The following is a 23,124-nucleotide window of genomic DNA, read 5'->3' as shown; positions in this document are numbered from 1 at the left end:
GGAGGATACGTGTATGACTGTTATATGCTTAGTTAGGCACGGGGAAACTGAGTGGAATACTATTGGAAAGCTCCAAGGTCGTGAGAACATTAAGCTAAATAAAAATGGTATACAACAAGCTGAAAAATGCGGTTTGTATTTACGTGAAAAACAATGGGACATTATTATTTCTAGTCCTTTATCAAGAGCAAAGCACACAGCTGAAATCATAAATACATACATGTTAATACCAGTAGATCTTATTGAAATGGATAATTTTATAGAACGCGATTATGGTATGGCTTCAGGATTAACGACAGAAGAGCGAACGAAAATGTTTCCAAATCGTAATTATATAAATCAAGAACCAAGAAGATTTCTAAAAACAAGAATTATAACCGGTTTAAATATAATCCAGAAACAACACCCAAATAGTAAAGTTATTTTAGTTACTCATAGCGCTGTCATAAACACAATTCTTGCTCTTATATCCAATAATAAAATAGGCTCAGGAAAAACAAAACTTTTTACTGCTTGTATCAGTAGCATCTATTACCATCAAGAGCAATGGAAAATAAGTGAATACAACAAAATAGATCATTTGTGAACAGATAATAGTTCAGGAACTAATTAGAATTAAGATATACAGAAAATATGATATCAAAAGGAGAGAAGTACATTGCAAAAGAAATTTATCAATCCAGAAACAATGCCAGCAACTTTTGGATACTCACATGTAGTCGAAGTTAGTAATGCTAAACGAACCATTTACATATCAGGACAAGTAGCAATTAATACTGACGGTCAAATAGTTGGAATTGATGATTTAGCTACACAAACACGACAAGTATTTGAAAATATTAAAATCGCATTAAAAACTTCAGACTTAAATTTTAATGATGTAGTAAAATTAACATTTTTCTTGACGGACATTTCTCAAATGGCCATTGTTAGAGATATTCGAGATCAATACATCAACACAAACAATCCACCAGCAAGTTCAGCTGTAGAAGTTAACAAATTGATTAACAATAAATTATTAATCGAAATCGAAGCAATTGCTGTAGCAAACTAATTTTAAAAACTTATTCTTAATCATATCAACGCAATTCGTTCACTTTAAACGAATTGCGTTTTTTATTAACTAAAATATAAATTATACACGGAAACATTCTTATCAATAACACAACATAAATAACTTAAAAAACAAATAACCACACAATCTACAACACATTATGAATCCAATTAAAAAGGGGAGACTAACAACCATAACTAACATATAATAAGTTTATTACTTTTTACTAGTTAACATAATATATATTATACGAAGTTGTATAGAGTAAGTGTTTACCTGTATCAAAAACCAAGTAAACTATACTTAATGAGACGAAACGGGTATTTTTAATGAGATTCACATAAAATCTTATCTAAATGAATTTCTACAGTTTTTATCGTTTAACGAGCCAAAATAATTTTGATTAGCACGGAATTTTTTTATGCGAAATAAATTTTTCTATACAAATGATAAATTTCATTTTATGTTTTGCTTTATAGATTTATTGCTAATTATATATGTTTTATTATTTTATATTTTTATTGTTATTTCTTTTATTTACGCTTGACTTTCATTGGATTCTTCATTCTAGTTAACATAACGTTTATTTTTAACGTGAAAAAATCCTCCTCACCTTCAGGAAGATTTCTTTTGCTAGCTAGTACTCCATTTATCTATTTTTAGTAACAATCCCAATTGTAAATAACATTGGAAAAATCTAGGTTTAATAAATCTTCCTTACGTGTAAAGAAATTAGCAACACCAGAATCTCCCCACATAATATTTAATGAATCATCTGTATCGATTTGTAACAATAATATATCGTGTTGTTGGTATTTTTCTTCCCATTCCCTCGGATCTGTCTGTGTGAAAAATGGATAACCGCCAATTTTATGCCCTTGATCTTCGTATAGATCATCATACAGTTCGCCTAATTTTGTTTTATTTTCTTCATCAACAATTTCTTCCCAATCAATGTTTTCCTTAAAAATTTTTTCAAATCGATAATCTCTTGATGTTACTGGTTGATAATCCAATTCAAACTTTAGTTTAGCTGCTTCAGGTATGATAAAATGCTCTAAATCTAAAGTGTTTAAATAACTAAAATCAGTAATAACCTTAGTTAAATCTTCCGTTATTGTAGAATGATAAATAATTCGAAAGTCTTTTTGGCTAGTTGGATGGTCAAAATCTATTCCAAAAAGTTCATCATCAGCACTTACGAAAAATTGTAATAGTCCCTTTTGAGGCATAGTGTCAATATGCGGCATTTCTTCAAAGTTTAACTGCGCAAGTAGCATCATAGGTTGTCCGTTCGAGTCTTTAGGATGCTCTTGATTTATAGGTACATACGGATAGCCACCAAACTTACTTTCAAAAAGAGTTGTTTCTGCTTGCGTTCCAGACACTTTAATATACGGATACTGCTCTAGTTCTTTCGGTAATTGAAGCTGATACGTATTCTTCATTTCTTCTGCCTCCCTTTAAAGATAAATAATAAATGCCTACCTCAATTATATTGCAAAAGATGGTTTCATTAAAAAAAGCTAAAAATCCGTTTTAACCCTCATTTTTTGCGCACTTGGCGGACAAAGTAAATTATGTTCTGAGACCTTTTTATTAATAGTTGTAATTAACATAGCTGCTTCTGCATTATCCGTTAGTTCTTTTAAATTTTCTTTTAGATGATCTATTTCCTTTGAAAGTTCAATCCACCTAGGCAAAACATGATTATTTTTCAAAGTTCTATAAAGTTGCTTGTCAGGATTATACGAAAGATCTTTATCAAGATTAAGAGGTTTCCCTTTCCCAGGTAAATCATTAAACGCTCCTGTCTTTTCTGCCTGTTTAACGATAGAACTAATATGATCCTCATACGTGAACGACCAAACTTTTTCATCTTTAACTAAAATTTCTTGTTTTTTAAGTTTTTTATCTAGCTCATCTTGATTCATAGATTCTCTCTCCTTTTTATTTTATAGTGTGGTTTTTATATGTTTTAATGCTCTCAATCCATCAAATAACTTTTCTCGCCACCAAACACTGTCATGGCCGCCTTGAAACTCTTCATAAGTCATTTGGTATCCCTTATCTTTTAAAGCTCTATATAAGCGCTTATTAGCCGTTAAAAGAGGTTCGTTTTCAAGTTATCCTGCTGCCAAATAAAAATGAGGTTGAGACGTATTGGGATTTACAGATGTAATTTGATTTTCAATCCACGGAATTTTATTTTCAAAGCCATCCTTTTTCCAATGTACGGATCCAGACATTGACAACACATTTCCGAAAATATGTGGATTTTGAAGAGCTGCATAAAAAGCTGCTAAGCCACCGAGACTGAAACCGGCAATTGTTGTATTCCTCTCTTCTTGATATACGTGATACTTAGCTTGAATCCACGGAAGTAATTCCTCCGTTAAAAATGTATTCATTTTATCGTTATAGGTTAGCTCTTCTAGCCGATCAACAGGATCTATAGCAACAGCTATACAAGACGGAATTTCTTTTTTATAAATTAAATAATTGAGTGTTCTTGTGATTGAAAGGTCTTTAATAAAAGAATTCCCATCAAATACAATGAGAAGTTCATGAAGGTGTGAAGTTTGAGAATAATTATGAGGAGTATAAATATGAATCTTACGTGTATTATTTAAAGTTGAACTATAGAAAGAATATGTTTCAATTTCTCCAGATGGATAATGATTAGAAGGAAATCGACTATCATACGGCACTTTCATATCTATTTCTAACACGGATCCTTTATTGGCATCTTCTCCAAATACATTTCCATTAAATCGGTCTAGTCGGTACTGCTCACTACGCTTTATCCAATCATTTTCGAAAAAATCATTTACTGAAAAATAGTAAGTTGAAATAAAACGCTTATCCGTTCTAAACGTTCGATACCAAATATCTGTATGTAACAACCGTTGCAATTGATTTACAGACAGATCCCAACCAGGAAAACTACCGAATACATAAACGTTTTCAGTTTTTCGGTCCCCTAACCATATATACGTTATAAGCTTATACCGATTATCTACTGGACACTGTTCTATTAATGGCGTATTATTTGACTTTATTTCATGCAAAAAAGTATAAAAAGCTTTCTCGTTTCCGTTTTTCAATTGATTATTAAGTTCCTCTAACTTTGGACTAATTATTGAAGTCATCCATCTTCCTCCTTTGTATTTCTTTTCACTAGATTGCTTTTATAAAATTTAAGATTAGGATGTTGTGTATTTAGATGAGTTATTTATTAGAAAGTTTATCAATTGCCTGAATAGAAAGCTCCAACGCTTTTATCCGTCTTGTTAAAAGCGTTCTTTGAGGACTACCATCTTTAGACTTATCATAGGCTCTCTCAATTGATGGGAGCAAACCAGCAAGGACATTACGAGCTTCTGCTAACTCTTCTTGGCTATACCGATGACTTTCTTGATTCCACACGTTCTCTAACACTGCTAGCCCTATGCAAACGGCTTTAAGCCTTTTTTTTACTAAGGTAGTATTTGCTCCTTTTTGAGTCATCTGTGAAAAAGCATTTTCAAGTTTACGAATTGTCGATTGTAAAGATTTTATTGATTCCAATTTATCTATCTTTGACACGTTTTCCATGTTAGTGCTGTCCCTTCTGCGTTTCTAATTTATTTTGTTTAATGGTTGATAAAATCGTTAAGAACTTGATTTTACTCGAAATATTTTAACATAAATAACTATATTCAAGTTGGACAATAACTTAAAGGAAAACGGCTACTAAACTTATTCTCTCTCCCTTATATCATTCTATATGTACTTCTTTCTTCTCATTAGAATTCCTATATAAACAAGTTGATAATATTGTATATTTTATGAACTAAAAAAACGCACAAGCTATATTTAACCTGTGCGTCTTCGTCTTTATTCAGTAAGATAGTAAAGTAATAGTTTCCGGGACTTCTCATAATTCATAAAATCTCTATGCAAAATAGGATACTTCACAATTTCTGTTTCTAGAAAACGATATTGTGGAAACCATTCAAAAAACGATTTTCTTAGCCACTGTATTTGCTGAAACGAAATATTCTTTTCTTTTTTATTTAGTACAGAATTTAAATAAAGTTGCTGCTGTATGCATCCAATAATAATTTAAATCAGAACTTATGCAATCATCTTCTGTAAATATATTTTTATAATCTTTCCGTACTTTTAGAATGTCACAATTCGGAAATGGTTTATATAGAGGACTATGCATTTTCTGCAATTCATTAAAAATAACTTCTTTTCCTAATACCAACGTTCCACTCCTTTATTTCTCCATCCAATTCAATAAATTTCCATAATGATTATGAGCATCTTTATAGCCAAGATTATATAAATTAACGAGCTTTTCTTTATTTCTTTCTATTCCGCTTATAGGAAGCTGTGCGCTTGGCTGAATTACATAAAAATTATCTTTTTGTTCGTTGTGATTCATATAAGATACAGTTTCATTATAAAAACGATAATGTTCTACTAAATGCTCTGCGATTTTTGGATATCTTCTATATAAAATTTTAGCTAGTCCAGAAAATTTATTACGCTGCTTCTTGTATCCTTCTGGCTTTGTCATTATAACAACGTTTTTTAAATAACCATCATTTTGCGCTTTAAAAACTGGAATAGGATCTATAATCCCTCCATCTAACAATTTTCGATTATCATATTCTACAGCAGGTGCTATAAACGGCACAGAGCTTGATGCACGAATAATTTTTAAAATATCATTTCCATGTTCTGTTTTATTATAATAAACTGCCTGTCCTGATTCGCAATCAGTCGTTCCGATTACAAACTGTTCATTTGAATTTAGGAAAGTTTGAAAATCAAACGGTACAATTTTGTTTGGTACTTCATCAAATAAAAAATCCATTCCAAATAATTCACGTTTTTGAATTAAGTTTCGATAAGATATATACCTGTGATCTGCTACTAGCTCTGTATTTACTTTCTTATTTCTTCCTTTTTGACGCGACAAATATGTTGCTCCCATACACGCTCCAGCGGATACACCGACTACATACGGAAAGAATAAGTCCCTTTCCATAAAATATTCGAGTACTCCTGCAGTATATAACCCTTTCATTCCGCCGCCTTCTAATACTAAACCGATATTTTTCATGCTATATCCCTCTGCTTCTGTTTTCTTAATTATATGTTAGCACAAGATTTTAGGATGAGGTTATATAAATTGGTTGCAATAATAACAAAAAACTATTGAAGCAATGTCATAATCTATTAGTCATTTGCATGGTACAATATAAGAAACTCATTCCACATATTATAAAGGAGGAATTTCATATGGGTTTATTTAGTGGTATTTTAGGAAATGCATCAAGTGCGAGTACAGAAAGCGTTGAACGTGATTTAGAAAAGATTATGCTAGATGATGAAAAAGTTGAGCATGCTTATAAATTAATTCGTGATTTAATCGTATTTACAAATCGTCGTCTTATTTTAGTAGATAAACAAGGAATATCAGGTAAAAAAACAGAGTATCATTCTATTCCTTATAAAAGCATTACACAATTTAGCATTGAAACAGCTGGGCATTTTGATTTAGATGCAGAGCTTAAAATTTGGGTATCTAGTATGGATGATCCAATTACGAAAGAATTTAAAGGTGACGATAGTATTTTAAGCATTCAAAAAGCGTTAGTAACATATACGACGAAATAGTTCATTTTTGTATATTTATTCGAATTCAAAATTACTAACCCGAACTTTTTGGAAGAATATACATTTGAATTGTATATTTAATCTAAAACAGTACAAAAAGGTAAAGCATTTAAAATGTGCTTTACCTTTCTTTTTTATAATAAATTAAAGTTGCTTTATCATTTAATTTCTTTTTAAATTCCGTTCTTATATATCCCATCTTTTCGTATAGAAAACAATTTCGCTCTTCCTCTAAAATTGTAGCAAGCTCCCAAGTCGTTATTTCAGGAAACATCTCCTCGATTAAAATTAATACTTTTTGAGCAATTCCGTTCCCTTGATAGTTTGGAATAATAAACATCGGGCTGATCCAAAATTTAGATGCCCTTTCTTTACGTGATATACATATCGCTCCGACAAGATTCGTGTTTACGAAAATTTTATAAAATCCACCGTCCAGATTATTTATTCTTGAAATTGTTTTTTCAATAAGTTCATTTGCCGGACTTGTTTCATAGTCCTTATACTTTTCTAATAATGAACTAAATGATTCTACTTGCATTTGAAATATAATCTCTGCATCAATTTCTGTCGCCTTCTCTAATGTTACCAATTTAAACGCTCTCTTAAAGAAGTAATATGAGCTGTATGATGACGACCGTGCCATGCATATAGTCCAATTGCAGCAGCAAGTTTTGTTTCTCCTGATTCAGGATGATTAAATGTCTTTTCTAAATCTGCTGGTTCTAAAGAATATAATAAGTTAACCCATCTTTTATGTAATGAATCTAGCATTACAAGTGAAACATCTACTGGTAATTTTGAGTCAGGTAGCTCTGCCCATTTTTCTTCTTTGTACGGTTTAATAGTTGGATTCTTTTCTGTCAGTGCTAATTTAAAGCGTATATAGCTATTCATATGACTATCAACAACATGATGAACAACTTGACGAACAGTCCATCCACCGACGCGATACGGTGTATCTAATTGCTTCTGATCTAAATTTTTTATCGCTCTTGCTAGTTCATTAGGTAAATCCTCAATTTCTTGAATCCATTTATCAATTATTTCTTCTGTAATAGTTCCTACATAAGTAAATTGACCTATTGGATAACGTAAATCCTTCATGTACATGTCCCTCCCTATTATCTTTAACCCTTAGCGGTCCTCCAAATATAATGTACGAAATTTACGTTTTCCTCGTTTAAATCTACAGTAGTTGTCTCCGCTTCCTTTTCACGAGAAAATCCGTTCTTTTCTAATACAATTTGTGAAGCTATGTTATTTATTGTTGTCATAGCATGTATTTCATTAATTTCATAGACTCTTGCTTGAGCCAAAATCAATTTTACAGATGCTGCTGCAACTCCTTTTTTAGTAAACTTCTCTCCAACTCGGTAGCCTAACGACCCAATTCGTTTTTCCTTATCTACATCAACTAAATTGATACGTCCTACAATTTCTTTTTCTGTATTACGTATGAGATGAAAATAAGAAATCCCCTCAGTTTGTTCTTTTAATAGTTCGTCAAATTGCTTTTGAAAGTATTCATACACGTAATAATTAGAGCCACGACTTGGTACCATTGTTTCAAAAAATGATTTGTTCGTTAGTTCAAAGTTAAATAAATCTTCAGCGTCTTGATTCTTTAATTGTTCTATGTATATTTTCATCCAGTTTACCCCTTCTTGATTTACTAACTGTTATACATTCTTTTTTAACCGATAATTTTCCTGCTATTTCTTTCGCATCAGTAATACAGCGAGTAGCACTTTCGGATGAAATAGGTGAAATGGACTACGAATTAAATTCATCACTCTTACTAATCGAATATAAACGTCAGAGTCACTTGCAGATAGTTGATATATTTGTTTCGTATACCATAGCTGAAATTTTTGTTTCGTAGTTAATTCTCTCTTTAGCTGAGGGTGTCGTGATATTTCAGTTGTTGTCATTTCCCAAGGAGTTTGTATGATGTTCGCAGCCTTCTTATAAAATTGTTGTGTAAATGTTTTATCGAGACCTTTTCTATCTTGTAGTAGTAATTGCAACTGGTAAGCTTCCATAGCCGCAACTGAAACTCCCTGACCGAAAACTGGATCAAAACGACATTGTGCATCACCGACTACTAACAACCCTTCTGGTAAATGATTAATTAAATCAAATCGCCGACGTACTTGATAAGGAATTTTGTATGTCTTTATATCAGTAATTCCCTCAGCTTTGTTTAGAAAATCTGTCACATTAGGGATTGATAGATTTTCAGCGAAATCATAAAACTCATCATCTGTTTGTGGTGCTTTCTCATTTGCGTATCCGCTGAAAGTAACAAAATAACGATTATCCTCAATCGTTTGAATAAGAACACCATACGGATTGTCAGGGAAACTTGGAGACATTAGCATATTACAGCAGTCTAATTTCTCATTTTCTTTGAGTTTAAACATTTTAGTTGCGTAAAATAAATCAATACGCACTTTCTCTTCTTGCACTTCGATATTGTATTCACGTAACCACGCAATACTTTTTGAACCGAATCCACTCGCATCAACAACAATATCTGCTTGAATTTCTTCTTGCATGCCAGTCTCTAAACACTTAGCTTTTACTCCACATACTTTGTTAAGCTTTCCATCTACTAATAACCCTTCAACCAATGTTCCAAACTGAGTTGTAATATTTGAAATTTGATGTATTCGTTTTTGAATATGCCATTCAAGCAAAAGCCTACTTTGTTGAATCATAKGCACTTCTCCTATGAATGGCTGTTTCCATAAACCAAATTGATGCCATTTTATATCACGAGTAAAGTTATTTACGATGCTGCCTGCATCTATTAATTCATTAGTAATAGTAGGAAACAATTCCTCGATTGCATTTTCTCCGCCTTTTAATAACACATGAGGATGATTACTTTGTGGAACTCTTTTTCTCAAAGCCTTTCCATCCCATCTTTCGCCGACTTCTATAATGATTACTTCTTTAAAAGAAGTTGATAATGCTTTTGCTGCGAGTTTTCCTGCTATACTTCCGCCAATAACGATAGCCTTATTAAACATATTTACCCCCTTAATGAAAAAAGATCCTGCCTTGTATGAATGAAACAGGATCTAAACGAAGAATTACTAAATTAAAACACATGAGTAAATTGCAACGTTAAAATTAAAATACCTAATCCCCATACGTAATACGCGAATACTTTTAAGGAGTGACGTTTTAAATATTGAATCATCCATGAAACAGCTATGTAACCAAAAAACGCTGCTGATAACGTGCCGACAATTAAAGATGTACTAGAAATAGATTCTGCTTTCCCTTGATAAACATCTGCAAATTGCAAGATGATAGCTCCGACAATAGCTGGTGTTGATAATAAAAAGGAAAAGTACGCCGCTGTTTCACGGTCTAACTTTCTCCATAATGCAGCGACAATTGTCATTCCAGAACGGGAAATTGCTGGAAATATAGCTACTGCTTGAAATGAACCAATTATGAATGCATCTTTATATGTAATATCATTCATTTTTTTACGACCGTTTTTTTGTTTATCGGCCATATAAAGAAATAAACCCGTCACTAAAAACTCCCAACCTATTGTTATACCTGTTTTTGAAATATCTTCAAAAAAGTCTTTAAATAATAAGCCGATTACAACCGCAGGTATCGTCCCGACAATAAGTAATAGCATTAGTTTTGAAAATGGATTTTTAATTAAGTATATAAATTCTTTTTTGTAATAAATAAACACTGCAAGCAAAGTCCCGATATGCAGCATCGTATCTAAAAACAATCCAGCTTCATCTAATTGAAACAAATGCCTTCCTAAATAAAGATGTCCTGTACTACTAATCGGCAAAAACTCTGTTAAACCTTGTATTATCCCTAATATAAAAGCTTCTAACCAATTCATGATGGTCCCCTTTCTCGTTTGCTTGTACCAATATATGAAGGTTCAATTTTCGATATGAAAAAAACTATTTTTCTCTATGAATTTACTTTTATTTCATGGATATATATGTAAAAAGGAGTAAGGAGGGTTACTATGTGGCAACATACGAAATTCGGCAATGTATTACTGTGGGCAGGACCTATCCTTGTGTTTATAGGGTTATGTATGACAAATGTTATTTCAGATATTCCTTTTTTTGAAGGAAAACATAAAACGCTTGGAATTATAATTTTATTTATAGGGCTTTTCTGTTTAATTGCTGCTAATCATTTTAAAAAAGGAGAAAGAAATGAAGAATGAAACACAAAAAAACAATCCTAGTATATGTGCTAGGATTGTTTTTTTTACTTATTTATAAAACACTTTATCAACGTTATATTTCGCTTTGTACTTATTAATGATGTATGTTTCGTATATTTCTCTTTCAGTTGGATCTTCTACGATACATGCATCGATGCGGTATACTTCATCACGATGATTTTTGATTGGTGAAACATTATCTTCAAAATGCTTTTTAATACGTTGTCTAATTTTACGAGCTTTACCTACGAAAAGAAGTTCGTCATTAATATTGTAAAACATAAAAATGCCGCCTTTATCTCTAGGGAACAAGTGGAAATCGATAAAACCGTTAATTGGAGTAATTAATGGCTCGTCTCCTTTAATAACTTGGTTACGTTCAGTAATTGAAACATCAGCTTCAGGAATATTAATTTTAATCAAGTTCATTCACGTCCTCTTTTATTATAAAGATAAATAATAGCATAAGTATGTAAGAAAAGCTATGTTAAGAGAGATATTTCATTTCATAATTCAAATATTATAGGTATATCATGTAAACTTTTTTTCCAAATCATATGATCGTTTGATTCGCCCCAATAATCCTTCAGCACATAACTAGGTTTTCCAAACTTTTTTGTCCATATACTTTGTGCTTTTTTGTATCCACTATCTAAACAGCATTCGGTTAGTCCTCTGCTAAGTAATATAAGATACATTGTATTTAGCAGTAAACTCCCTATACCTTTTCTTTGATACTCCGGAAGTATAAATACAGTTCCTATTTCATACAAATCCTTAAGTACACCGTCTGTACAACTATTAATCAATGTACTTGCTGGACCGATTTCAATCGTTCCAATGATTTTATCGTTACTTGTATCTATTGCTAATAAAAAGTAACGACTTTCTCCATTACTATCAAAATCATTTTTTAAATATTTCTTTTTCGAGTTAATTTCATTTTCTATGTCATCTAATAGATGTGATAACCCTTCGTTTTTAAATGTATTAGTAATAACAAGACGAAAAAACAAATGTAATTCATCTAAATCATTCGAATTCGGCCTTCTAATTTCAATGTTATACATGGCTTACATCTCCAACCTTTGAAAATATATGAGAAAGTGTATTTGTTCAAAAAGATTTTATGCAATTATTAAGACCATACTTTATATACTCTATTCATTATTATTCTACACAACTCTGCATAGATCCAGCAGTATAAAAAACTCAGTATAAATATTAATGTAATAACTTTTATATCCATAGTCGTATGAATAGTAGGACCAAGTACAGGAAAACGGAAGATATCGAGAATGATCATAATTCCTATAAGTAGACATATCGCTGAAAAGGAAATTACCCAAATCCTCCTCTTGAATTGTAAAAAGGATACTCCTAACGCTATACCTAATAAGCCTGTAGTAAAGGGAAAGACAATTAGTTCACTTGGCTCAATAATGAATAATAGGAAAATAGTAAGAATATAAGAAAGTACTCCCTCACGAATAGAATAACAAATAGCTAGAAAAATCGGTAGCGTCGCGAAAGGACTAATAAATAACCCAATTCCAGGGATTAAGTTCCCCGCAGATTGAAAAATAGCAGCAAATGAACCGAGTAATGCTGTAATGACTAACCTACTTGCAGGCGTCACCTTTCTTTTATGAACAAAATTCGCATCCTGCTCTATCATCCATTGATACCAATAGCTTCTAAAGCGATTCATCAAATTCCCCCCTAAAGAGACTTAATTCACCACTTTCTATTTTTATTCAAATACTTATTGGTTATGTTTTACTTTCTGCTTGTTAGGAATCACTATACAATAGATGTTTATCCATAGAAGGTTTTTTAAGAGGCGCTAAATCGTGCGTTTGAAAAAGTATGAATTCCATATATTTTTAGACTAAGAGTTTATACCGTATCATGGAACAATTTCAAAAATAGTACCTTTGTTAAAATCCGTTACTTTCATAGATCCATAAACCCCTAAATATAATCTAGTTTGATCTCCGTTTGTTCCCAAGCTCATATAATAAGCTGCTTGAGAACCAAAATCATAATTGGTTTCAATAACATGAAAATCATTACGTTTCCCGTCTAGAGCTGTTCTAGTAAAAGCTAACACTCCCTTTACTGGAGATTGAAATTCTTCTTTCTTAGCAAGATCAGTAAACACGATACTACCAGTTAAACTAGGAATTGTAGTTCCCATATATGGTTGTACTCCTGTAAGTGAGGTTCCTCCAAACTTATCTGCTCTGGAATCTTTATGAAAATAACTAATTAGGGGCTGTATGCGCCTCACTGATGTTTCTATTGTTTCATTATAATAAGCCATTGTTCTCTCATCCAAAGTAGGATTCTCAGAACAGTGCCTTATAAAAGAAGTAGGAAATTCTCCTTCCCATCCTCGCCAACCAAAATTAATAAATCCATCTTGATTAGGAGTGGATCTCATTAAATGCGTTTGAACAAGTTCGGTAACCGGTATGGGTTTATAATGAACAAACGAAAAAATAGACTCTACAATATCCTGCCCGACATTTCCAGCATATTTGATATACTGATTATAAAACCTTTGAAATGAAATACCTGTTATATTCCGAACTCCTTTCGCAATTACTGTAAGTGTTTCTTGTATAGATAAAGGAAACTCATTAAAGCGTGTAACTACTGGAGGGTTATTTATGAATGTATTTTTACTTACATCAATTTCAATTATTTTACCCGCTATTTCTAAATCATCCTGGCTTAAATTAAATGGATCATAACCCGATCCACCATCTCCATTTGTAAAAACAAGTTTTCCACTCTCAGGTGAAAAGTTTAAACTATTGACTCCGTTATGATTAAAAAAGGGCCTTCTTATGTTAAGTAATGTCCGTCGTTTTTGAGGTTGACTATGTGATTGTAAAATCCATTCCTCAACCGTATCAATATGATCATATTGAGTATCTCTATTTACCCACTTTAAGTTTAAAGTTTTCGGATCACACGGATTAGGTTTAAAAGGTTCAGAAAGGGCACCCGGACCTTGAGTGCCAGCTACTGAATAATGAAGGTAAAATAAACCGTTTTGATAAAATTGTGGATGAAACGCTAGTCCTAGCAATCCGCGTTCATCATAACCGCTACTAGAGACACCTTCTTCAAACGTGCCTAATTTGATAATTCGCGGGCGAATATCTAAAAAAGTCCTTATAACTCCGTCTCCTATGTAAAAGATTTCTCCTACCTGGGTTGCAATAAATAACCTTTCAATTGAGTCACCTGGTAGTATAGTTGTTTTCAAAACAGTAGGTAAATTGAACTTACTTGCAATGGGTCGTAAACTAACCTTAACTTTTGTCAACTTACTTTACACCCCTTTAATTGCGTTTTATTAAAAGAATATGATTAGAACTGTTCAATTAGTATCCAATTAGGGACTAGAGAATTGGATATTATTTCTGGCTGCGCTGCATTTCCTGCTTCTCCATATAACTGCGCATCCGTCGCATATATTCAGGTGCGTCCATTGGATTACCTGCGATCATTTCAATTATACAGAGTCTTTTGGCGCTTTCCTTTTCAACATGGATTATAGCCTGATCAAGCTCTCCATAGGTCCGGACCGTAACGGTAAACGCGTTACCTCCAAAAGCTTCGGCCAGCTTGGTGTAAGACCATCGAGGGATTTGGTTGTACTTTTGATCCTCTGTTTTGACATTTAAATATTTCTCAATTGTATAACCATCGTTGTTCAAGACAAAGATTATGGGCTTGCAACCGTAATAGAGCATAGAACTGATTTCCTGTGCCGTTAGCTGCAGGGCACCGTCACCTGTAAACACCAATACTCGGCGTTCCGGCGCGGCCATAATAGCACCAAACGCCGAAGGGATTGCGTAGCCGATGGACTGCCATCCACCTTGTCCAATATATGTTACATTGCCCGGCAGTCTTACCTCTCCCATTCCATAATAGAACGTTCCGGTCTCGGCGATTACAATATCACCCTCTTTCAGCATGCGCTGAAAACGCGGATAATAGCCGTCCGCCATTAGAGGTCCGTCGGCAATAGTTGTGAATTGCTCATAAGGGAATGACAATTTTTTTGTCAAACCTTTGCCTGTATAACTCAACTTCTGCACAGCAAGTAGCATGTCGGCTGCAAGAACATTCGGATATTCCGCCTCAGCGATTTTAACTATATCCGGTTGAATGTTGACAGTTATCAGCGGGTTCAGCTTTGCGGTAAAACTTGCGGTGTTTGTATCCGCCCATACCATACCAATCGCAATGATACAATCTGCATTCTCCACTGTACTTTGGACTTCAGTCCTCCCGAAAGAGCCTAAATACATTCCGATATAATTTGGATGGTTCTCGTCGAATCCGCCCTTCCCGTAAATCATCGTTACAACAGGCACATTCATTGCATCGGCTAGCTGCCGAGTCGCTGTCTGAAGGCCGAATCGCATCGTTTTCACATCCACCAGGATAACCGGTCGTTGGGCACGTTCCAAAAGCGGACGGACATGATTCACTGCAGCCTGAAGGGTATTCGGGTTGGATGTTGGACGTGGTGGTACCGGTTCTGCCCAGACTTTAATTGGTTTGGTCACTAAATCATTAGCCACAACCAGGTATACCGGCTTTTTCTTTTCCTTAGCAATGCGAATCGCAGTCTGAATTTCAATCTTGGCATTTTCCGGCGTAAGCACCGCGGTATATGCCGTAATCTGCTCATACACCTTGCGAAAAACGTCAAAATTCCCATCCATTAAGGTGTGATGCATAAGCTTATGCTCTTTTTGATCCTTCTCAGGAGGCGCACCCACAATGTGTATAATTGGCACATGCTCGCTGTTGGCTCCCGCTATCGCATTGCATGCACTGAGCTCCCCGACCCCAAATGTCGTAATAAGAGCCGATATTCCTTTGATTCTTGCATAGCCATCTGCAGCGTAGCCCGAGTTTAGTTCATTTCGTCCTTCTATAAAACGGATGCCGTTATAACACTCCAAAGTATCAAGAAGTGTAAAATTATAGTCCCCTGYGACACCAAAAATTTCGGTAATGCCCTCGATTTTCAGGCAATCGAACAAATACTGGCCAACCGTTTTTGGATCAGGTCCCCTTTGTAAACCAAAGCTGCCCGTATTAATCATGTTGTCCATCGCTTGCTCACTCCTTATCTATTTCTTTGGCTTGTTCTATTTTATAGTACCCTTTTTGATAATTCCCTTTAATTAAACCGGTTATCCGTTGTGCAACAATTAATCGGGAAGAAATGCTCCTTATCTTTGGAGAGATTCATAAAACAAGAGAAGGAGGAGAAATACTAAAACATTACAAGAATGTATTAATTAATCTTCTAATGTTCTTTTTAAATTGTTTCCCTTTAAAACATCCCATTTATCATGCTCCTCACTCTGTTTTGCAAAAGTCTAGCTTACTTTTAAAAACTTTGTAACAGAACCTTAAAAATAATAAAAACCCACGAAGAAAATGCATTTTCTTCGTGGGTTTAGTTATTTAAATGGACTTTCACCTAACTCAAGAAGCATCCGCACCTTCAAACTGACTATTATAAAGCGAAGCATAGAAACCATCAGCTTTCAATAACTCTTCATGATTACCTTGTTCTACAATATCTCCGTCTTTCATGACAAGGATTAAATCTGCATCACGTATTGTTGATAATCTATGAGCGATAATGAAGCTTGTTCTACCTTCCATAAGGTTTTCCATCGCTTTTTGAATCAGTACTTCTGTACGAGTGTCAATGGAGCTTGTTGCTTCATCGAGTATTAATATTTTCGGATCCGCTATAAGAGCACGTGCAATTGTTAGTAGTTGCTTTTGTCCTTGGGATACGTTGCTTGCTTCTTCGTTTAGTTCCATTTGATATTTATTTGGTAATGTTTTTACGAAGTTGTGAACGTGAGCTGCTTTCGCTGCTTCAATTACCTCTTCGTCTGTAGCATCGAGTCTACCGTAACGTATATTTTCCATGATGGAGCCGTTAAATAGCCAAGTGTCTTGAAGTACCATACCAAACATGTTGCGCAGGTCTTCTCGCGTGAAGTCTTTTATATCGTGACCGTCGATACATATTGCACCGCTGTTTATGTCATAGAAACGCATTAACAGTTTTACAATCGTTGTTTTACCAGCTCCGGTTGGTCCGACGATTGCTACCTTTTGTCCAGGTTTAATGTTAGATGAGAAATCATTGATGATGATCTTATCTGGATTGTATCCAAATTGAACATCTTGGAAGGTAACTTCTCCTTGAACTTTTTGCAGCTTCACTGGATTTTCTGCTTCTGGCACTTCCTCTTCTTCTTCTAAAAATTCGAAGACTCTTTCTGCAGCAGCTGCAGTAGATTGAAGTACGTTCGCGATTTGTGCTACTTGAGCGATTGGTTGCGTAAAGCTTCTAACATATTGCACAAAGGCTAAAATGTCTCCAACTGCGATAGTTCTCTTTACCGCAAGCCATCCACCTAAAATAGATACAGCGACGTAACCGATATTACCGATAAATGTCATAATCGGCATCATCATTCCAGATAAAAATTGAGATTTCCATGCGGAATGGTAAAGGGTATCATTTACCTTTTCGAATTTTTTCACTTCTTCTTCTTCTTTGTTGAAGGCTTTTACGATATTGTGACCACTATAAATTTCTTCGACCTGACCGTTTACGTGTCCTAAATATTCTTGCTGGGATTTGAAGTATTTTTGTGATCGTTTTACGACTGCCATGATGAGAATCATCGATACTGGCAATATTAAAAGTGCCACTAATGTCATTTGCCAGCTGATTGATAACATCATGATAAGTACACCGATGATTGTAATAACGGATGTGATGATTTGCGACATACTTTGGTTTAAAGTTTGGCTCACCGTATCTACGTCATTTGTAATTCTCGATAATACTTCGCCGTGCGTTGTTTTATCAAAGTATTTCAGCGGCATACGGTTAATTTTTTCATCGATTTCTTTTCTGAAGTTATAAGATACTTTTTGAGCTACTCCAGAAATAATGTACCCCTGGATAATACCAAACACAGTGCTCAGTATATATAATCCAAGAAGTAAAATGACAATGTTTCCGATATAGGTAAAGTCAATGGCCGCACCGGGTGCTCCTGATACTTTGCTTACGAGTCCTTCGAAAAGTTTTGTTGTCGCGTTTCCTAAAATTTTTGGACCAACGATTGTAAAGGCTGCACTGCCGATTGCGAAAAGGATAACGATTAAGATTGATAATTTATAGGGCTTCAAGTATTGAAGGAGTTTATTCATCGTTCCTTTGAAGTTTTTTGCTTTCTCAATCTTTCTCATGCCGCCGCCCATAGGACCGCCACCACCAGGACCAGGGCCGCTTTGTTTTCTATTTTCTATTTTTCTATCACTCATGATGACAACTCCTCTCTTGAAAGTTGTGATAAAGCAATTTGCTTATAAACTTCACAGTTTTCCATAAGCTCTTCATGAGTACCAGTCCCAATTATTTTTCCTTCGTCAAGTACAATAATCTTATCGGCATTCATGATTGTACTGATTCTTTGGGCAATAAGTAAAATAGTACTTCCTGTAATCTCATTGTTTAAAGCTCTGCGCAATGCTGCGTCTGTCTTAAAGTCAAGAGCTGAGAAACTATCATCGAATATGAAGATTTCTGATTTTTTCGTAAGAGCACGCGCAATAGAAAGTCTTTGTTTTTGACCACCGGAAACGTTCGTACCACCTTGTGATATTTCTGTGCGGAAGCTTTCAGGTTTCGCGTTAATAAACTCCATAGCTTGCGCGATTTCCGCCGCTTTTTCGAGTTCTTCTTCAGTTGCTTCTTTTTTACCATATTTCAAATTACTCTCGATTGTACCTGAGAAGAGAACTCCTTTTTGCGGTACATAACCAATTTTCTCTCTTAATTCCTTCTGAGATACTTCTCTAATATCCGTGCCATCTATTAATATTTGGCCGCTTGTGACATCGTAAAAGCGTGGAATTAAGTTGATTAATGTTGATTTACCACTACCTGTACTTCCGATGAAAGCTGTCGTTTCACCAGGTTTTGCAGTAAAGGTGATATTGGAAAGCACATCTTCTTCTGCACCTGGGTATCTAAAGCCAACATTTTTAAATTCAACGTAACCTTTCTTGTCTGAAGCAAATGTTTTCGGCTCTTTTACATCACTAATGGTAATGTCAGTATCTAAAACTTCTGCGATACGTTGTGCGGAAACTGAAGCACGTGGAACCATAATAGATACCATTGAAATCATTAAGAAGGCCATGATGATTTGCATTGTATATTGCATAAATGCCATCAAATCACCAACTTGCATATGTCCCATATCCACTTGGTGTGATCCAACCCAAATAATAAGTACAGTAACGGCATTCATGATAAACATCATCATTGGCATCATAAATGACATTAAACGGCTTACAAATAAATTTGTTTTTGTTAAATCTTGATTTCCTTTTTCAAATTTCTTTTCTTCATGTTTTTGAGTATTAAAAGCACGAATAACGAGCATACCTGTTAAAGATTCACGAGTGATCAAGTTAATTTTATCTACTAACTTTTGGATACGCTTAAACTTAGGAATCGCGATGCTAAATAAACCAATGACTAGGCTTAAAATCGCAATTACCGCAACTGCGATAATCCATCCCATTGAAAGGTCTGTAGTAAGTACTTTAATAATGCCGCCGATACCTAAAATTGGTGCATAGAATACAATGCGAAGCATCATAACCATAAGTGTTTGAACTTGCTGGATATCATTTGTACTTCTTGTGATTAGAGATGCAGTCGAAAACTTATCAAACTCCGCATTCGAGAAGTTGGTAACTTTCCGGAATACTTTCTTTCTAAGGTCTCTGCCGAGTCCTGCAGCAACTTTTGCAGCAAGTAAACTCACGATAACGGTAGCTGCCATACTTACTAAGGATAAAAGTAGCATTTTCCCGCCGGAAGTAAGAATAAAATTAGATTGAAGTTTATCAGTATTGATACCGATTTTCTTATACTCATTCTCAATGTATGAAACAGCTGATTGTGTTACCATGCTGCCTGGCATATTCTTAAACTTTTCATCTGCCTTTTCTTTCATTGCATTGATTTGATCTTGAGGAAGTTTCGCAATGATTGCAAAAGGATCTGTATTTGGCGGAAGTTTCGCTGGTGTGTTGTTGTCACCTGTCGCAGCAGGAGAGAAAGCAGATGAGCCACCTTTTTCAATTCCTTGTGTAATTAACATTGGTTTCCCAAAGATATCGTTAAGTTCGTTAATTATTTTTTTATCTTCTGTATGTAACTTATAAAGTGGCTCTTTTTCAAGCTGCGGATAATCTTTTAAGTCATTTTTTAGTTCGCTTTGAGAGAGGTTGTTCTTATCTAAAATCACATAGTTGTCAGCAACTTTTTTCTTCTCATTTTCATTCATAAAGAGCGTAAGTTTATCCATTTCACTTTTACGAATAACCTCAGGTACTGCATTTTCTACACCTTTTTGTTGAATTCCTACATTGACAATGTTAGACATGTAGTCTGGCAGTGATAGATCGCATACTGCCTGTACAGTTAAAAGACTTACAACTGCAATGATAGAAGCAATAAATGGTTTTAAATGTTTGATAATCTTTAACATTTAGTTCATCTCTCCATTTTCTTTGTCTAATTTTTTTAGTTTTTACTCCGCTTCTCTCCTTTATTCTTCGTATTCTCAGTAATTCATTCTAGCAGCTCTTTACGTATTTTCGACTACAGATTAATTTTATGACTATATGAAGATATGATGCACCGAAAATAGGCTCTTTTTTTCAAAAACGTTTTTTATATTCGGCAAATTAGCAGTAATAGACTTACCTTTGATCAAACATGTTTATAAACCAACATAACGTACAGGAAATCGACTTTTCTCTTGTCGAAATTTACTTAGCATACAGTGGTCATATATTTTCAAGAATAACGGAAGAATATATAGAAAATGCTACGATCAACTTAGGGGGGACAACCTTGTTCAATCAAATAGTAAAAGCTGTACCCAATTTATTTACGATTGGAAATTTATTGTGCGGTGTTTTTTCAATTACCATGAATATGAGTGACTATTTGGAAGTAGCCTCCATTTTCATTTTCTTTTCAGCTGTTTTAGATCTCCTTGATGGAAGAATTGCGAGAAAATTAAAAGTGAACAGTGAGTTTGGTGTACAATTGGATTCCTTAGCTGATATTGTTAGTTTCGGAGTTGCTCCTGCACTTTTATTTCATTCGATAGCAACACCATCTATTTTAACTTCTTTGGCATTTATCCTTTTCCCAACGATGGGTGCTTTAAGATTAGCTAAATTTAGTGTAAAACCAACCATTGGATATTTTAAGGGATTACCTATTCCAGCTGCTGGATTACCATTGGCCGGTATGGGATTGTTTTCATATAGCAATGCATGGATTACATTAATCCTCGCTCTCTTAATGGTAAGTCCAATTAGGTTTAAAAAACTTTAATTGGGATCCCGTCTATCGCTTTAATTTCATTTGTGGAACGGTTCGCTAATATCCATCAAGTTGAGGGTTTTGATGTTATTCATCATTTTACGAATGCAGCGATGGGACAGACTTTAAAGAGCTTACCTATTGTAATTGCTCATAATAGATTGTGAAATTGAATAGCCTCCAGTTTTTGAGGCTATTGTTTATATTTCTGATATGTATTTTCGCCTCTATATTGAACGAATCCCCCTTTCTTCTCTAATACCTCAAACGATAAAAATGCACTTCGTTGCTATAAAAGGCAAAAATTTTTCGTTTTTTGGGTTATCTATTTTCTTAGCTTGATAACGATGTGGTGGTACCCCTTGTTTAAAAGAACTCCTACCTCCCAAAATACTTAGTTACGCCCAAATAACATAACAAAAAGATTAGGAAATCACTCCTAATCTTTTTTGTTTATTACTATTCCATTGCCCCAGCAACATCATAATCATTTAAATCTAATTCAATCGGTCGCCCTAACGCAAGTTTCGCAAGTTCTGATCCTAAGTATGGACCTGCTGTTAATCCTGAAGCACCTAATCCGTTTGCAATGAGTATGCCTTCAAAATTAGGGAGTGGGCCAATAACAGGTAAGAATCCTGGCGTAAATGGCCTGAAGCCAACTCTAGTTTCAAGCATTGTACCATCTTCTAAACCAGGCGCTACTGTTAACGCTTTATGGAATACTTCATGTAAACCACCAGCTGTTACACGGTGATCGAAACCAGTATCATTCTCATGCGTTGCACCAATTACGACATGGCCATTGTCAAATGTTAAAATATATTGATCGTTCGGCGGCATAACAACTGGCATATTTTCTGTTGCTGTATTTTCAATTTGCAAATGAACAATTTGTCCTTTTTGGAATGTAACTAAGAAATTAATTCCTAACGGATTCAAGATTTCATTCGCCCATGCGCCTGCAGTTACAATTACCTTTTCTGCTAAAATTATTTCATCGTTTACTGTAACTCCAGTAATACGATTACCTTCACGAACTAATACAGCATCTCCTTTTATAAAAGTAGCACCATGTTTTTTCGCAGCACTTATTAATGCGTTACGTAATGATCTTCCATTTACTCGTGCAGCGCCACTAATATGAACAGAACTGTATTCTTCTGATAGTGCTGGGAATAATTTTTTCGTTTCTTCAGCTGATAAGCGAGTGATTTCACCGATCTCTGGTGCATCTTCACGTCGTTTATAAGCTCGTTCTTCCATTTGATCTAGTTTTTTCTCGTCAGTATGTAAACTAATTGCACCTACACGGTTGTAACCTGTATCCGTTTCACCGTCTTCTTCTAATTGTTGGATTAACGAAGAATAGTAACGTGCACCGCCCTTAACGATTTTATACCACGCTTTATTACGACGCTGTGAAAGCCAAGGACAGACAATACCTGCTGCTGCATCAGTTGCTTGACCTAATTGTTGGCGATCAACGATAGTAACATTCGCACCTGCTTTTGCAAGATGATAAGCAGTAGACGCTCCTAAAATTCCAGCTCCAACTACAATATACGATTTCATTTCAAACACCTTTTCTCTTTTGCTAATTATTTAAATATAAGAACATACTTTAGTATACTGAAAGGAATTCTTTTTTCACTGTGCAAAGTGTCATTA

At 34.5% G+C, this 23,124-nt stretch carries 22 protein-coding genes and 2 pseudogenes; 5 read left to right on the top strand and 19 right to left on the bottom strand.

Going from position 1 to position 23,124, the window contains the following annotated elements; genetic code table 11:
* Positions 1-13 precede the first annotated feature (13 nt).
* On the top strand, positions 14-586 hold the full coding sequence (locus AC1DKZ_RS11140; protein ID WP_476996231.1) for a histidine phosphatase family protein: 573 nt from the start codon (positions 14-16) through the stop codon (positions 584-586).
* 72 nt (positions 587-658) lie between these two features.
* The gene (locus AC1DKZ_RS11135) at positions 659-1,054 is read left to right on the top strand and encodes a RidA family protein (protein WP_113769500.1); all 396 of its coding nucleotides are present in this window, start codon (positions 659-661) and stop codon (positions 1,052-1,054) included.
* Positions 1,055-1,713: 659 nt separating this feature from the next.
* Here AC1DKZ_RS11135 and AC1DKZ_RS11130 read toward each other — a convergent pair.
* The 6 genes and pseudogenes from AC1DKZ_RS11130 to AC1DKZ_RS11105 all read right to left on the bottom strand — a co-directional run bounded on the left by AC1DKZ_RS11130 (position 1,714) and on the right by AC1DKZ_RS11105 (position 6,173).
* Positions 1,714-2,502: a YwqG family protein gene (locus tag AC1DKZ_RS11130; protein ID WP_476996230.1), complete on the bottom strand. Its 789-nt coding sequence runs from the start codon at positions 2,500-2,502 to the stop codon at positions 1,714-1,716.
* Between the two features lie 78 nt (positions 2,503-2,580).
* The gene (locus AC1DKZ_RS11125) at positions 2,581-2,988 is read right to left on the bottom strand and encodes a DnaJ family domain-containing protein (RefSeq protein WP_113936396.1); all 408 of its coding nucleotides are present in this window, start codon (positions 2,986-2,988) and stop codon (positions 2,581-2,583) included.
* A gap of 21 nt (positions 2,989-3,009) precedes the next feature.
* Positions 3,010-4,206: pseudogene (locus AC1DKZ_RS11120) on the bottom strand (alpha/beta hydrolase-fold protein).
* Positions 4,207-4,285: 79 nt separating this feature from the next.
* Positions 4,286-4,651 (bottom strand): hypothetical protein, encoded by a 366-nt coding sequence (locus AC1DKZ_RS11115; RefSeq protein WP_113936397.1) that lies wholly within the window; start codon positions 4,649-4,651, stop codon positions 4,286-4,288.
* Between the two features lie 282 nt (positions 4,652-4,933).
* Positions 4,934-5,309 (bottom strand): annotated as a pseudogene (locus AC1DKZ_RS11110) (YxiJ-like family protein).
* A 12-nt stretch (positions 5,310-5,321) separates the two neighbouring features.
* Positions 5,322-6,173, bottom strand: a complete 852-nt coding sequence (locus tag AC1DKZ_RS11105; RefSeq protein ID WP_476996229.1) for a patatin-like phospholipase family protein — start codon at positions 6,171-6,173, stop codon at positions 5,322-5,324.
* Between the two features lie 179 nt (positions 6,174-6,352).
* Here AC1DKZ_RS11105 and AC1DKZ_RS11100 point away from each other — a divergent pair, with 179 nt between their 5' ends.
* Complete coding sequence (locus AC1DKZ_RS11100) at positions 6,353-6,730, top strand: PH domain-containing protein (protein ID WP_002065713.1); 378 nt, start codon at positions 6,353-6,355, stop codon at positions 6,728-6,730.
* Between the two features lie 121 nt (positions 6,731-6,851).
* Here the strand turns inward: AC1DKZ_RS11100 and AC1DKZ_RS11095 are convergent, their stop codons facing one another.
* The 5 genes from AC1DKZ_RS11095 to AC1DKZ_RS11075 form a co-directional block, all read right to left on the bottom strand.
* Positions 6,852-7,376: a GNAT family N-acetyltransferase gene (locus tag AC1DKZ_RS11095; protein ID WP_476996228.1), complete on the bottom strand. Its 525-nt coding sequence runs from the start codon at positions 7,374-7,376 to the stop codon at positions 6,852-6,854.
* Positions 7,316-7,837, bottom strand: a complete 522-nt coding sequence (locus AC1DKZ_RS11090; protein WP_219302409.1) for a YfiT family bacillithiol transferase — start codon at positions 7,835-7,837, stop codon at positions 7,316-7,318. Before AC1DKZ_RS11090 ends, AC1DKZ_RS11095 begins: the two co-directional genes overlap by 61 nt.
* 23 nt (positions 7,838-7,860) lie before the next feature.
* A complete protein-coding gene (locus AC1DKZ_RS11085) occupies positions 7,861-8,382 on the bottom strand; it encodes a GNAT family N-acetyltransferase (RefSeq protein ID WP_476996227.1) in 522 nt (173 codons plus the stop codon).
* 63 nt (positions 8,383-8,445) lie between these two features.
* On the bottom strand, positions 8,446-9,768 hold the full coding sequence (locus AC1DKZ_RS11080; RefSeq protein WP_476996226.1) for an NAD(P)-binding protein: 1,323 nt from the start codon (positions 9,766-9,768) through the stop codon (positions 8,446-8,448).
* 71 nt (positions 9,769-9,839) lie between these two features.
* A complete protein-coding gene (locus tag AC1DKZ_RS11075; protein ID WP_427282847.1) occupies positions 9,840-10,619 on the bottom strand; it encodes an undecaprenyl-diphosphate phosphatase in 780 nt (259 codons plus the stop codon).
* 132 nt (positions 10,620-10,751) lie between these two features.
* Between AC1DKZ_RS11075 and AC1DKZ_RS11070 the strand changes: the two genes are divergently transcribed.
* Positions 10,752-10,958: a hypothetical protein gene (locus tag AC1DKZ_RS11070; protein WP_002136543.1), complete on the top strand. Its 207-nt coding sequence runs from the start codon at positions 10,752-10,754 to the stop codon at positions 10,956-10,958.
* A gap of 48 nt (positions 10,959-11,006) precedes the next feature.
* Here the strand turns inward: AC1DKZ_RS11070 and AC1DKZ_RS11065 are convergent, their stop codons facing one another.
* The 7 genes from AC1DKZ_RS11065 to AC1DKZ_RS11035 all read right to left on the bottom strand — a co-directional run bounded on the left by AC1DKZ_RS11065 (position 11,007) and on the right by AC1DKZ_RS11035 (position 20,605).
* On the bottom strand, positions 11,007-11,387 hold the full coding sequence (locus AC1DKZ_RS11065; RefSeq protein WP_107886867.1) for a GIY-YIG nuclease family protein: 381 nt from the start codon (positions 11,385-11,387) through the stop codon (positions 11,007-11,009).
* A 77-nt stretch (positions 11,388-11,464) separates the two neighbouring features.
* Positions 11,465-12,028, bottom strand: coding sequence for a GNAT family N-acetyltransferase (locus tag AC1DKZ_RS11060; RefSeq protein ID WP_431182539.1), 564 nt, complete (start codon positions 12,026-12,028; stop codon positions 11,465-11,467).
* Positions 12,029-12,096: 68 nt separating this feature from the next.
* The gene (locus AC1DKZ_RS11055; protein ID WP_002013264.1) at positions 12,097-12,669 is read right to left on the bottom strand and encodes a YybS family protein; all 573 of its coding nucleotides are present in this window, start codon (positions 12,667-12,669) and stop codon (positions 12,097-12,099) included.
* A gap of 198 nt (positions 12,670-12,867) precedes the next feature.
* Positions 12,868-14,298, bottom strand: coding sequence for a PQQ-dependent sugar dehydrogenase (locus AC1DKZ_RS11050; protein WP_431182537.1), 1,431 nt, complete (start codon positions 14,296-14,298; stop codon positions 12,868-12,870).
* 91 nt (positions 14,299-14,389) lie between these two features.
* Positions 14,390-16,108 carry an alpha-keto acid decarboxylase family protein gene (locus tag AC1DKZ_RS11045; RefSeq protein WP_476996225.1) on the bottom strand — a complete coding sequence of 573 codons (1,719 nt, stop codon included), beginning with the start codon at positions 16,106-16,108 and terminating at the stop codon, positions 14,390-14,392.
* A 379-nt stretch (positions 16,109-16,487) separates the two neighbouring features.
* The gene (locus AC1DKZ_RS11040; protein WP_002189721.1) at positions 16,488-18,362 is read right to left on the bottom strand and encodes an ABC transporter ATP-binding protein; all 1,875 of its coding nucleotides are present in this window, start codon (positions 18,360-18,362) and stop codon (positions 16,488-16,490) included.
* Complete coding sequence (locus AC1DKZ_RS11035) at positions 18,359-20,605, bottom strand: ABC transporter ATP-binding protein (protein ID WP_476996224.1); 2,247 nt, start codon at positions 20,603-20,605, stop codon at positions 18,359-18,361. The genes AC1DKZ_RS11040 and AC1DKZ_RS11035 overlap by 4 nt, the downstream gene beginning before the upstream one ends.
* Before the next feature lie 368 nt (positions 20,606-20,973).
* Between AC1DKZ_RS11035 and pssA the strand changes: the two genes are divergently transcribed.
* Entirely contained in the window at positions 20,974-21,465 is a 492-nt protein-coding gene (gene pssA, locus AC1DKZ_RS11030) for a CDP-diacylglycerol--serine O-phosphatidyltransferase (protein ID WP_002085344.1), read from the top strand.
* Positions 21,466-21,912: 447 nt separating this feature from the next.
* On the opposite strand, the gene AC1DKZ_RS11025 is transcribed toward pssA, so the two are convergent.
* Positions 21,913-23,028, bottom strand: a complete 1,116-nt coding sequence (locus AC1DKZ_RS11025) for an NAD(P)/FAD-dependent oxidoreductase (protein WP_476996223.1) — start codon at positions 23,026-23,028, stop codon at positions 21,913-21,915.
* Between the last annotated feature and the right edge of the window lie 96 nt (positions 23,029-23,124).

The organism is Bacillus sp. 05T21, from assembly GCF_056396785.1.
The sequence above is the reverse complement of the archived record's forward strand: the minus strand, read 5'-3'. Positions and strand labels throughout refer to the sequence as shown.

Excerpts from the sequence above, each read along its gene's own strand:
- AC1DKZ_RS11140 (WP_476996231.1), top strand. The coding sequence starts at position 14 with ATGACTGTTATATGCTTAGTTAGGCACGGGGAAACTGAGTGGAATACT.
- AC1DKZ_RS11130 (WP_476996230.1), bottom strand. The coding sequence starts at position 2,502 with ATGAAGAATACGTATCAGCTTCAATTACCGAAAGAACTAGAGCAGTAT.
- AC1DKZ_RS11125 (WP_113936396.1), bottom strand. The coding sequence starts at position 2,988 with ATGAATCAAGATGAGCTAGATAAAAAACTTAAAAAACAAGAAATTTTA.
- AC1DKZ_RS11115 (WP_113936397.1), bottom strand. The coding sequence starts at position 4,651 with ATGGAAAACGTGTCAAAGATAGATAAATTGGAATCAATAAAATCTTTA.
- AC1DKZ_RS11105 (WP_476996229.1), bottom strand. The coding sequence starts at position 6,173 with ATGAAAAATATCGGTTTAGTATTAGAAGGCGGCGGAATGAAAGGGTTA.
- AC1DKZ_RS11100 (WP_002065713.1), top strand. The coding sequence starts at position 6,353 with ATGGGTTTATTTAGTGGTATTTTAGGAAATGCATCAAGTGCGAGTACA.
- AC1DKZ_RS11095 (WP_476996228.1), bottom strand. The coding sequence starts at position 7,376 with ATGGCACGGTCGTCATCATACAGCTCATATTACTTCTTTAAGAGAGCG.
- AC1DKZ_RS11090 (WP_219302409.1), bottom strand. The coding sequence starts at position 7,837 with ATGAAGGATTTACGTTATCCAATAGGTCAATTTACTTATGTAGGAACT.
- AC1DKZ_RS11085 (WP_476996227.1), bottom strand. The coding sequence starts at position 8,382 with ATGAAAATATACATAGAACAATTAAAGAATCAAGACGCTGAAGATTTA.
- AC1DKZ_RS11075 (WP_427282847.1), bottom strand. The coding sequence starts at position 10,619 with ATGAATTGGTTAGAAGCTTTTATATTAGGGATAATACAAGGTTTAACA.
- AC1DKZ_RS11070 (WP_002136543.1), top strand. The coding sequence starts at position 10,752 with ATGTGGCAACATACGAAATTCGGCAATGTATTACTGTGGGCAGGACCT.
- AC1DKZ_RS11065 (WP_107886867.1), bottom strand. The coding sequence starts at position 11,387 with ATGAACTTGATTAAAATTAATATTCCTGAAGCTGATGTTTCAATTACT.
- AC1DKZ_RS11060 (WP_431182539.1), bottom strand. The coding sequence starts at position 12,028 with ATGTATAACATTGAAATTAGAAGGCCGAATTCGAATGATTTAGATGAA.
- AC1DKZ_RS11055 (WP_002013264.1), bottom strand. The coding sequence starts at position 12,669 with ATGAATCGCTTTAGAAGCTATTGGTATCAATGGATGATAGAGCAGGAT.
- AC1DKZ_RS11040 (WP_002189721.1), bottom strand. The coding sequence starts at position 18,362 with ATGAGTGATAGAAAAATAGAAAATAGAAAACAAAGCGGCCCTGGTCCT.
- AC1DKZ_RS11035 (WP_476996224.1), bottom strand. The coding sequence starts at position 20,605 with ATGTTAAAGATTATCAAACATTTAAAACCATTTATTGCTTCTATCATT.
- AC1DKZ_RS11025 (WP_476996223.1), bottom strand. The coding sequence starts at position 23,028 with ATGAAATCGTATATTGTAGTTGGAGCTGGAATTTTAGGAGCGTCTACT.